Here is a 10,202-nt window from a genome sequence, read left to right on the forward strand (position 1 = left end):
CGATGGACCAAGCAAATGCTTGGTTGTATTATGGCCGGGTGACCGCATCCGAGGCCTCCAAATCCGCACGCCGCAACGAACTGCTCGCACTGGCCGCCGGCCTGTTCGCCGAGCGTGGCCTGCGCGCGACCACGGTCCGCGATATCGCCGATGCGGCCGGGATTCTATCCGGCAGCCTCTACCACCACTTCGACTCGAAAGAGGCGATGGTGGACGAGATCCTGCGCGGCTTCCTCGACGATCTGTTCGGCCGGTACCGGGAGATCGTCGCCGCGAAGCTGTCGCCGCGCGACACCTTGGAGGCGCTGGTCATCGCGTCCTGCGAATCGTTCGACCGCTGGCACGCGGCCGTGGCGATCTACCAGGCCGAGGCCAAACGGCTCAGCGACACACCGCGTTTCGAGTACATCGCCGAATACAACCGGGAGTTCCGGGAACTGTGGCGCAACGTGCTCACCGAGGGTGTGCGCGACGGGAGCTTCCGGCCCGAACTCGATGTCGAACTCGCCTTCCGGTTTCTCCGCGACACCGTCTGGGTCGCGGTGCGCTGGTATCAGCCCGGCGGCCGCATCACCGCCGACACTCTGGCCAAGCAGTATCTGACCATCGTGCTCGACGGGCTCACCAATCCCGAGACCCGTTCCGGCACTGCCGAATCCGGCACATCCGAATAGGAGCGTTACATGTCCACACCGTCCGATCGCCGCCGGTACGCACCGGTGCGCGAGGCCTACGTCATCGATGCCGTGCGGACGCCGATCGGTAAGCGCGGTGGCGCGCTGTCCGGTGTGCATCCCGCCGATCTCGGTGCGGCGGCACTGCAGGGCCTGTTGGGGCGCAACGATATCGACCCCGGCAATGTCGACGATGTGATCTTCGGCTGTGTCGACGCCATCGGCCCGCAGGCCGGCAATATCGCCCGCACCGCCTGGCTGGCCGCGGGCTATCCGGAAGAGGTCCCCGGCGTCACCGTGGACCGTCAGTGTGGATCGAGCCAGCAGGCGATCAACTTCGGCGCCCAGGCCATCATGAGCGGCACCGCCGACGTGATCGTGGCCGGCGGTGTGCAGAACATGAGCGCGATCCCGATCTCGGCCGCCATGCTGGCCGGTAAGGAATACGGCTTCGACTCGCCGTTCGTCGGCGCCAAGGGCTGGGACCACCGGTACGGCACCGGTGAGGTCTCGCAGTTCAACGGTGCGCAGCTGATCGCCGAGAAGTGGGACATCAGCCGGGAAGATATGGAGCGCTGGGCACTTCGCAGTCACGAACGCGCCCGCAAGGCCATCGCCGAGGGCGCCTTCGATCGCGAGATCGTGCCGGTCGGCGATTTCTGGATCGACGAGGGACCGCGCGAGACCAGCCTGGAGAAGATGGCGGGGCTCAAGCCGCTCAGCGAGGGCAGCCGCCTGACCGCCGCGGTCGCCAGCCAGATCTCCGACGGTGCCAGCGCCACCCTGCTGGCCTCCGACTGGGCCGTCGCCGAATACGGCCTGAAGCCGCGTGCCCGCATCCATCACGTCAGCGCCCGGGGCGCCGACCCGATCTACATGCTCACCGCGCCGATCCCGGCCACCAAGTGGGCATTGGAGCAGACCGGGCTGACCATCGACGATATCGACGTCGTCGAGATCAACGAGGCCTTCGCCTCCGTGGTGCTGGCCTGGCTGAAGGAGACCGGCGCGAACCCCGACAGGGTGAACGTGCACGGCGGGGCCATCGCCCTGGGCCACCCCCTGGGCGCCACCGGCGCGAAGCTGTTCGCCACCCTGCTCAACGAGCTCGAGCGCGTGAACGGCCGCTACGGCCTGCTCACCATCTGCGAGGGCGGCGGCACGGCCAACGTCACCATCATCGAGCGAATCGCCTGAGCCGCTTCGCCTTTCGGGTGAAACCGGACCGGTGACACGGAAGCGGCCCCGCATTGTGCGGGGCCGCTTCGCGACGTTCGACCTCAGATCACCGGGTCCAGCGAGTTGCCCGGGGCGATGGCGCCGCAGTTGCTCGGTGCCGGTCGGCCCGCGAAGCGGTCGTTGAGCCAGAGCAGTGCCTCCGGCAGCCATGCGATGGTCGACGGGGTGTGGCTGAGCAGGTCGTACTGCCGGTACAGGATCGCGGAGTTCCCGGTATCGCAGTACTGCCGAGCCAGGCTGCGGACATCGCCGGCGACCATCACGCCGTCGCCCGGCCCGGACACGGGCTTCCCGTTGTCGGTCCCTTCCAGCACGCCGTTGGCGCCCTGTCCGATGAGCATCGGAATCGTCGGCGTCGGCGCCAGTCCGAGGTCGACCTTGCGTACCGCCTCGACGAACGGCGCCACGCTGTTGGGATCGGCGTATTCGGGCTTCACCATCTGCGCCCAGGTCAGACCCGGATACTGGAACAGCACAGCGGCGATGGACGCGTACCGCATCCTGTTCAGGATCTCGGCGCCGAACGGGCTCAGATAGGGCGAGAAGTCGATGTCGTAGGAGCGGCCGATGCCGATCACCGCCATCGCCGCCACTCCGGCCCAGCCGACGCTGCCGTCGATGTAGCGCAGGTTGCGTGCGGGGTTGACCAGCACGCCGCCCTCGGCCGCGCCGACCAGCTGCCGGTCGACATCCGGGGCGTAGACCGGTGCCAGTGCCGCGGCCCAGTTGGTGGCGATCGCGCCGCCGGAATACCCGAACAGTGCGACGCGGGTCTGCTCGCCGAGGCCGACCTGCGCCGAGTGGGTCGCCGCCCGAATGGAGTCCAGGGTGTTCATCCCGTATTCGGGACCGGCGGCGAAATCGGCCGCCTGGCCTTCGGTGTCGGCGACGATGATCGTGTAGCCCTGCGCCAGCAGCGGCGCTATCAATTCACCTTCGACGTTGTTCACCGCGCCGCCGAACGACACATTGCCCGCGACGGAACGCGACGGCCCGTCCTCGGGATTGAGCGAGTCGTAGAAGGATTGGTAGGCAACGGCTTTCGTCGGATCCACACCGGTCGGCGGCAGCAACACCGAGGTGACGTTCACGGCCGGTCGCTGCTGCGCATCGGTGGTGCGGTACTGCAGCTGGACCGCCGTGATCGGGGTGGGGATACCGACGAAGTGGTACGGCAATGTGCGCGTCTGCAACACCGTCCCGGGTGCGATCGAGGACAATGGGGCCGCGCCCGTGTACTCGTAGAACGAATCGGAGGCCGCGTGCGCAGTCGGTGCGAGACCGGTTGCGGAGCCGAAAAGCAATGACATGGCCGCGACGGCGGTCGCGATCTGAAGGACTGCGCGTCCTCGTTTCACCGGAGTCCCCTTCTACCCAAACCGGACAACCTCGTCCGGTTACTCGCAGGTAGTGTGAACCCAATCACCCTGGCACGTCAATACGGCCGGAAGCAACTGCCCGGCCTCGGAAACCACTCAGCGCCGCGAAACCGCCCGGGTGGACCGCCTTTTCCAGGGCGGCCAGGGCGAGTGCCGAAGGCCGCCTCGCCGGACAACGGCGAGACGGCCTTCGTTCGTTGCGTCCGAATCGCTTTCGGTTACGCGGACGCGCCGGGGGTCGCCGCGGCGCCGTCTCGGAGCGCGGCGATCGTGTCGATCCGCGCGACCGCGTCGTCGATGATGCGGTCGATGAGCTCTTTCACGGTGGGTAGATCGTCGATGATTCCGGTGACCTGACCCGCGGCCAGCACGCCGGCCCGCGTATCGCCCTCGACCAGACCGGCTTTGAGCAGCATCGGGGTATTGGCGGCCATGATCACCTGCGACCAGGTGAGGTCCTTGGCCTTGCGCATCGCCAGTCCGTCGCGGACCATCGTCGACCACTTCATACCGGTCATGGATTTGAACTTCGCGGCATTCGCGACCGCGGCCGCGAGCCCGCGCCAGCTACCCGAATGTTCCAGTCGGTCCACCAGATCGGTGTTCAGCACCCGATGCGGCATGCCGTCCACCTTCAGCGAGACGACGGTGTCCTGCAGCCCGCGGCGCAGATATTCCTGTTTCACCTCGTCGGGCACGCTGCTGTCCTGAGTGAGCAGGAAGCGGGTACCCATCGCCACGCCCGCGGCGCCGTAGGCCAGTGCGGCCGCGAGGCCCCGGCCGTCGAAGAAGCCGCCGGCCGCGACCACCGGAATGTCCACCGCGTCGAGTACCGAAGGCAGCAGCAGCGTGGTGGCCACCGGACCGGTGTGCCCGCCGCCCTCGCCGCCCTGCACGATCACCGCGTCGGCGCCCCACGAGGCCACCTTCACCGCATGCTTGGCGGCGCCGATCGAGGGCACCACCACCACACCGGCCTCCTTGAGCCGCGCGATGAGCTCCTTTTTCGGAGCCAGTGCGAACGAGGCGACCCGGACCTTCTCGCGGATCAGCAGTTCGATCCGCTCGGCGGCGTCGGAGGCATCGGCGCGGATGTTCACGCCGAACGGTTTGTCGGTGTGCGCCTTGGTCTTCGCGATGGCCGCCTCGAGTTCGGCGTAGGTCATCGTCGCCGAGGCCAGGATGCCGAGGCCGCCGGCCTGGGAGGTGGCCGCCACCAGGCGCGGCCCGGCCACCCAGCCCATCCCGGTCTGCACGATCGGATGCTCGATGCCGACCAGTTCGGTCAGCGGAGTACGCAGGCGGGCGCTCACGATGCCACTTCCTTCTCCCGGATCCCCTTGGGATCCAGCACCGTCCGGATGATCCGCAGCTCCTCCTCGGTGGGCATGCGGGTCACCGCGGCGCTGTCCAGACCGGCCACCTCGAACGCGGTGTTCTCGGCGACCTCGTCGGCACTCACCCCCGGATGCAACGACAGCGCCCGCAGGGTGTGGCCGGGTCCGCCGAAGTCGAATACACCCAGGTTGCTGACCACCCGATGCAGGTGGTGGAACCGGTACGCCGGATTCTCGGGATCGATCTTGTCGTAACCGATTCCGCACACGATATCCACGGTCTCGCAGAACACGCGCGTACTGTGCTTGGGCACGAAGTAGCTGGTGGCGTGGTTGATGGTGTTGCCCGGCGCGCCGCGGACCCCGAACATCTGCCGGCTCGGCCGCTGCAGCTCGCCGAAGGCGGACAGATTCTGGTTGCCGTATCGATCGATCTGGTTGGCGCCCATGACGACATGCCGTCGGCCGGATGCCACGACGTCGAACACCTTGCCGAACGGAATCCAGCCCTCGGTGGGCGCCTTGGCGCCCAGCGCGGGGGTTTCGGCCAGGAACAGCGCCTCGCCGTCGGAGATCAGCAGATCCGGTTCGAAGGTCAACCGCGCCAGCCGCGCCCCGATGGTCGGGGTCGGCGACATCGGGCTGGCCATGATTTCGCCTGCGCCGCGGAAGATCTCGGCACAGGCGACCGCGCACACCTCGGCGCGGGTGACGGTGGTGGTCTCGCTCATCGGCGCTCCTCGGTCGGTACGGGTGCCTGGTCGAATCGCACGGTCATCACGCCCGGCCGGCTGAAGACCACACGCATCCGGGTGCGATTCGGGTGCGGCTCGCGGGGTGCGGAGGTGCTGTTCTCGTTGGTCATTTCGCCTGCTCCGCTGCGAATTCGGCGACCGCGGACTGGTATTCGTCCTCGGAGACGTCCAGATAGCGGGCCTTGAACGCCGCCCAGGCTGCGGGGTCCTTGGCGGCCTCCACGTAGTGGCCCTGGAACTTCTCGTCCCGGCCGTAGCTGCCCGAGAAGGTGAAATGCGCTCCGCCGGGAGCTTCCACCACGCCGTCGACCATCATCCGGTTGAGGATGATCGCCTGGTTCGGAACGGCTTTCACCAGCTCGTCGGTCTCGACGACCCGATCCACCGACAGGTACCGGCGCTCGGCGGCCAGGCAGTAGAGATCGTCCATGTACGGGTCGACGCCGGTGTACGCGGCATTGCCGTGCTTGTCGGCGATATCGAGGTGCACGAATGCTGCGTCCAGCGTGAGCGCCGGCATCGCGATCAGGGTTTCGGTACGGCCGTCGGCATCCGGATACGGCGACTGCACCGTCCGCAGTTCACCGTCCCAGAAATTCGGCACGTCCGATCCCAGCCCGGCGCGGGTGGGCAGGAACGGCAGCCGGGCCGCGGCCGCCTGCAGGCCGGATTTGACCATGCCCTCGTCCATTTCGCGTGCCACCAGCTCCCCACCGGTGCGCGCCTTGGCGAACCAGGGATCGTAGAACGGTGCCGAATCGAGGGATACGAATCCGTAGTAGGCCTTGCGCACCTTGCCCGCCGAACACAGCAGACCCAGATCCGGCCCACCGTAGGTCACCACGGTCAGGTCGGTGACGTCCGAGCGCAGCAGCGCCCGCACGAATGCCATCGGCTTACGCCGCGAACCCCAGCCGCCGAGACCGATGGTCATCCCGCTGCGCAGCTGGGAAACCGCATCCTCCAACGACATCCGCTTGTCGCGCATGCTATTTCGCTCCCTTCTGTGTCTTGCGGGACACCCGCACCCGGTCGGCCCGATGCGCGGGCTGCGCATTGTGGCTCATCGTGCCTCCTTCTTGGCAGCCAGATCCTCGTCGAACCGCGCCCGGATCTCATCGGCCACACCGGCGAGATTCAGCTCGAAGGTGAAGCCCTGCTCGTACCGGTAGCTGCGGTGCACGTCCTGCAGGTCGATACCGTTGAGCGCGCGCTTGGCGGCCCGAATGACGCGGCCGTCCTTGGCGGCGATGTTCTTCGCGACTTCCAATGCGGCGGAATCGAGTTCGGCCCGCGGCACCACCTTGTGCACCGAGCCGAAGTGGTGCAGCTGCTGCGCGGTCACGGTGGCGGCGGTGTAGAACAGCGTGCGCATCATGTGCTGGGGGACCAACCGGGCCAGATGGGTGGCCGCGCCCAGGGCGCCGCGCTCGACCTCGGGCAGCCCGAAGGTGGCGTCGTCGGAGGCGACGATGACGTCGGCATTGCCCACCAGGCCGATGCCGCCACCGAGGCAGAAGCCGTTCACCGCCGCGATCACCGGCACCGGGCACTCGTAGACCGCGCCGAAGGCGTCGTAGCAGCCGTGGTTGGCGTCGATGAGCGTCTGATGGCCCGGATTGCGCTGGATCTCCTTGATGTCGACCCCGGCGTTGAAGCCGCGGCCCTCGGCGCGGAGCACGACGACCTTGGTCTCCGGGTTGCGCCCGGCCTCGCGAATCGCATCGGCCACGCCGAACCAGCCCGCCGTGGGCAGCGCGTTGACCGGCGGATAGTCGATCGTGACGACCTCGATACCCGAGGTCTCGGTGTGACGGTTGATCCCCATCGCATGTCCATTCGTTGGCAAAACAAGCAAGTGCTTGGTAGGTTAGCACGGTGGCAATCGAAGTGGACCTGTCCGGATCGGTCGTTCTCGTCACCGGCGGGGTCAGGGGAGTGGGCGCCGGCATCAGCCGGGTGTACCTGGACGCCGGCGCGACTGTGGTGGTCTGTGCCCGCCGCCCGGGGGAGGCGCCGATCGAGAGTTCCGGACGGACCGCGGAATTCGTGCCGTGCGATGTGCGCGACGGCGATGCGGTGGCCGCGCTCGTCGAAACGATCGTGCAGCGGCACGGCCGCCTCGATCATGTGGTGAACAATGCCGGCGGGGCGCCGTTCGCCCCGGCCGCCACCGCATCGCGAAACTTTCACGCCAAGATCGTCGAACTGAATCTCCTTGCGCCGCTGCTGGTTTCCCAGGCCGCGAATGCGGTCATGCAGGATCAGCCGGAGGGCGGTTCGATCGTGATGATCTCGAGCGTCAGCGGTCACCGGCCTTCCCCGGGCACCGCCGCCTACGGCGCGGCGAAGGCCGGATTGGACAGCCTGGTCACCTCCCTGGCGATCGAATGGGCGCCGAAGGTCCGGGTCAATTCCGTCGTCGTCGGCCTGGTCGGTACCGAATCGAGCCATCTGCACTACGGCGACGAGGCCGGCGTCGCGGCGGTGGCGGAGACCGTCCCGCTGCGCCGGCTGGCGACGCCCGAGGACATCGGGCGGGTGGCGGCGTTCCTGTCCTCGCCGCTGGCGGCCTACGTCAACGGCGGCTCGCTGATGGTGCACGGCGGCGGCGAACGCCCCGCCTTCCTGGCCGCCGCGACCGTCAACGACGCCCAACCGGCGGCACGCTAGCGGCGGCCCGCCCGCCGATCGTCCGGCCGGTGAAAACCCTTACCGCACCGAGGAAATGAGAGCAGCAGATATGACTGACAATGCCGAGCGGATCTGTGCCGGCCGCACCGTGATCGTCACCGGCGCCGGTCGCGGGATCGGCCGGGCGCATGCCCTGGCCTTCGCCGCGGCGGGCGCCAACGTCGTGGTCAACGATCTGGGCGCCGAACTGGACGGCGCGCCGAGCGCCGATTCCCCGGCCGCGCAGGTCGTCGAGGAGATCGTGCAATCCGGCGGCAAGGCCGTGGTCAACGGTGACGACGTGGCGGACTGGGCGGGCGCGAAGCGGCTGATCGGCCAGGCCGTGGAGACCTTCGGGGGACTGGATGTAGTGGTCAACAACGCCGGTATCGTGCGCGACCGGATGCTGGTGAACCTGGCCGAGGACGAATGGGACGCGGTTATTCGCGTGCACCTCAAGGGTCACTTCGCCACCATGCGGCACGCCATCGAGTACTGGCGGGCGGAATCCAAGGCCGGCCGCACCCGCGATGCTCGAATCATCAACACCAGTTCGGGCGCCGGCCTGCAGGGCAGTGTCGGCCAGGGCAATTACGCCGCCGCCAAGGCCGGGATCGCCGCGCTGACCATCACGGCGGCAGCGGAATTCGCGCGGTACGGGGTGACCGTGAACGCCATCGCGCCCTCCGCGCGGACTCGCATGACCGAAACCGTCTTCGCCGAGATGATGGCGCGTCCCGACGAGGGTTTCGACGCCATGGCGCCGGAGAACATCTCGCCCCTGGTGGTCTGGCTGGGCAGCCCGGATTCGGCCGGCGTCACCGGCCGGATGTTCGAGGTCGAGGGCGGTAAGGTCGCGCTGGCCGACGGATGGCGCCACGGGGTTGCCGAGGACCGCGGCGCACGCTGGCAGCCGTCCGAATTGGGGCCGGTGGTGCGTGAGTTGATCGCGAAGGCCGCCGATCCCGAACCGGTCTACGGAGCCTGAGCGCCGCAACCCGTTCGACAACGATCCGAACAGGCCGGATCGCCACGTACCGCACCCTTCCCGCGGCGGCGATCCGGCCTGTCGCATGTTCCGAATTGTGCTGTGCGAGGGGCGATGACGAGCCCTGTCGACCGCCCGGACAAAGCCGCCGGATCCCGAGGCCGTCCCGCGGTGCAGCGCGAGACGAAGTGACAAGTGGGCGGGCTCACACGATCTCGCTGCGCGAGCAAACAGTCGGCAGTTAAGATGGGCCGCATTCGTTCAGTCCCGGAGGTTGTGGCGACCGGGTAGAAATCTGCGCTGAGAAGTTGAGGGAAGGCAAGCGCATGACCATGGGTCGCATAGCGCGTGTTGTTGCGGTGGCCGGGATCATCGGCAGTTGCGGGGTGCTGGGTCCGCTCGTCGCGAACGCGCAACCGGCCGCTCCGTGCTCCGGCTGTGCAACGCCGCCGGGCGCCGCCGCGTCCGTTCGGCCCGGCGTCGCCCGCCGGCAGGGGCCGGTCGCGCCCGGTGTTCCGGCCCCGGGTCCGTCGGCCGACGAGGAACAAGCCGACGAGGAACAATACGAGGGCACCCTCGCGATTCCCGGCCGCGCCACGACGTCGTCGGCCGAACCGTCGGTCCAGACGCCGGTGTCCCGTCCGGCCGTGCCGGTCACACCCACGCCGGTCGTCGGTGAGGGTTTCGCCGGGTTGGCGAGCATCCTGGGCACCGGTTCGGCGGCCGTGGGATCGGCCGCGGCGGGATCGGCCGCCTCCGGCTCCGCGCTGACCGGGTCGGCGTTGGCCGGGACCGGTTCCGCGGCAACGGGTTCGGTGGGCGCGACCACGGGTTCGGCGTTGGCCGGGGCCGGTTCCGCCGCCGCGGGCACCGGATCCGCCGCTGCCGCAACGGGTTCCGCTGCCACCGGTTCGGCGCTGGCGACCACCGGTTCGGCTGCCGCCGCGACCGGGTCGGTCCTCGCCGCGCTCCTCGGCACCGGTTCGGCCGCCACCGGTTCGGCACTCGCCGGGCTCGCCGGGACGGGCTCGGCCGCAACGGGTTCGGCGTTGGCGACCCTGCTCGGTACCGGCTCCGCGATCACCGGTTCGGCGGCCGTCGGATCGGCCGCGGCGATGTCGCCGCTGCTGCTTCTGCTCCTGCTGCAACCCGTTCCG

The 10,202-nt window shown here is 68.6% G+C and carries 10 protein-coding genes and 1 pseudogene; 5 read left to right on the plus strand and 6 right to left on the minus strand.

Going from position 1 to position 10,202, the window contains the following annotated elements; translation table 11 throughout:
• The first annotated feature begins 2 nt into the window (after window positions 1–2).
• Both ON37_RS02440 and ON37_RS02445 read left to right on the plus strand, forming a co-directional pair.
• Window positions 3–674 carry a TetR/AcrR family transcriptional regulator gene (locus tag ON37_RS02440; protein ID WP_051031060.1) on the plus strand — a complete coding sequence of 224 codons (672 nt, stop codon included), beginning with the start codon at window positions 3–5 and terminating at the stop codon, window positions 672–674.
• A 45-nt stretch (window positions 675–719) separates the two neighbouring features.
• Window positions 720–1,871, plus strand: coding sequence for an acetyl-CoA C-acetyltransferase (locus tag ON37_RS02445; RefSeq protein ID WP_040716091.1), 1,152 nt, complete (start codon window positions 720–722; stop codon window positions 1,869–1,871).
• Window positions 1,872–1,954: 83 nt separating this feature from the next.
• On the opposite strand, the gene ON37_RS02450 is transcribed toward ON37_RS02445, so the two are convergent.
• The 6 genes from ON37_RS02450 to ON37_RS02470 all read right to left on the minus strand — a co-directional run bounded on the left by ON37_RS02450 (window position 1,955) and on the right by ON37_RS02470 (window position 7,212).
• Window positions 1,955–3,223 (minus strand): lipase family protein, encoded by a 1,269-nt coding sequence (locus tag ON37_RS02450; RefSeq protein WP_174362057.1) that lies wholly within the window; start codon window positions 3,221–3,223, stop codon window positions 1,955–1,957.
• Window positions 3,224–3,510: 287 nt separating this feature from the next.
• On the minus strand, window positions 3,511–4,605 hold the full coding sequence (locus tag ON37_RS02455) for an NAD(P)H-dependent flavin oxidoreductase (protein ID WP_040716024.1): 1,095 nt from the start codon (window positions 4,603–4,605) through the stop codon (window positions 3,511–3,513).
• A complete protein-coding gene (locus tag ON37_RS02460; protein WP_040716025.1) occupies window positions 4,602–5,360 on the minus strand; it encodes a CoA-transferase subunit beta in 759 nt (252 codons plus the stop codon). Before ON37_RS02460 ends, ON37_RS02455 begins: the two co-directional genes overlap by 4 nt.
• Entirely contained in the window at window positions 5,357–5,494 is a 138-nt protein-coding gene (locus tag ON37_RS32655; protein WP_157171328.1) for a hypothetical protein, read from the minus strand. Before ON37_RS32655 ends, ON37_RS02460 begins: the two co-directional genes overlap by 4 nt.
• On the minus strand, window positions 5,491–6,372 hold the full coding sequence (locus tag ON37_RS02465) for a CoA transferase subunit A (RefSeq protein WP_174362055.1): 882 nt from the start codon (window positions 6,370–6,372) through the stop codon (window positions 5,491–5,493). Before ON37_RS02465 ends, ON37_RS32655 begins: the two co-directional genes overlap by 4 nt.
• Window positions 6,373–6,447: 75 nt before the next feature.
• Window positions 6,448–7,212, minus strand: a complete 765-nt coding sequence (locus ON37_RS02470; RefSeq protein WP_040716026.1) for an enoyl-CoA hydratase family protein — start codon at window positions 7,210–7,212, stop codon at window positions 6,448–6,450.
• 50 nt (window positions 7,213–7,262) lie between these two features.
• On the opposite strand from ON37_RS02470, the gene ON37_RS02475 reads away from it, so the two are divergent.
• The 3 genes and pseudogenes from ON37_RS02475 to ON37_RS32275 all read left to right on the plus strand — a co-directional run.
• Window positions 7,263–8,057 carry an SDR family oxidoreductase gene (locus ON37_RS02475; protein ID WP_373281966.1) on the plus strand — a complete coding sequence of 265 codons (795 nt, stop codon included), beginning with the start codon at window positions 7,263–7,265 and terminating at the stop codon, window positions 8,055–8,057.
• Window positions 8,058–8,127: 70 nt separating this feature from the next.
• Entirely contained in the window at window positions 8,128–9,045 is a 918-nt protein-coding gene (locus ON37_RS02480; protein ID WP_040716027.1) for an SDR family oxidoreductase, read from the plus strand.
• Window positions 9,046–9,371: 326 nt separating this feature from the next.
• Window positions 9,372–10,202 (plus strand): annotated as a pseudogene (locus tag ON37_RS32275) (hypothetical protein); the annotation flags it as partial.

It is taken from the genome of Nocardia veterana NBRC 100344, from assembly GCF_000308855.1.
GTDB lineage: Bacteria > Actinomycetota > Actinomycetes > Mycobacteriales > Mycobacteriaceae > Nocardia > Nocardia veterana.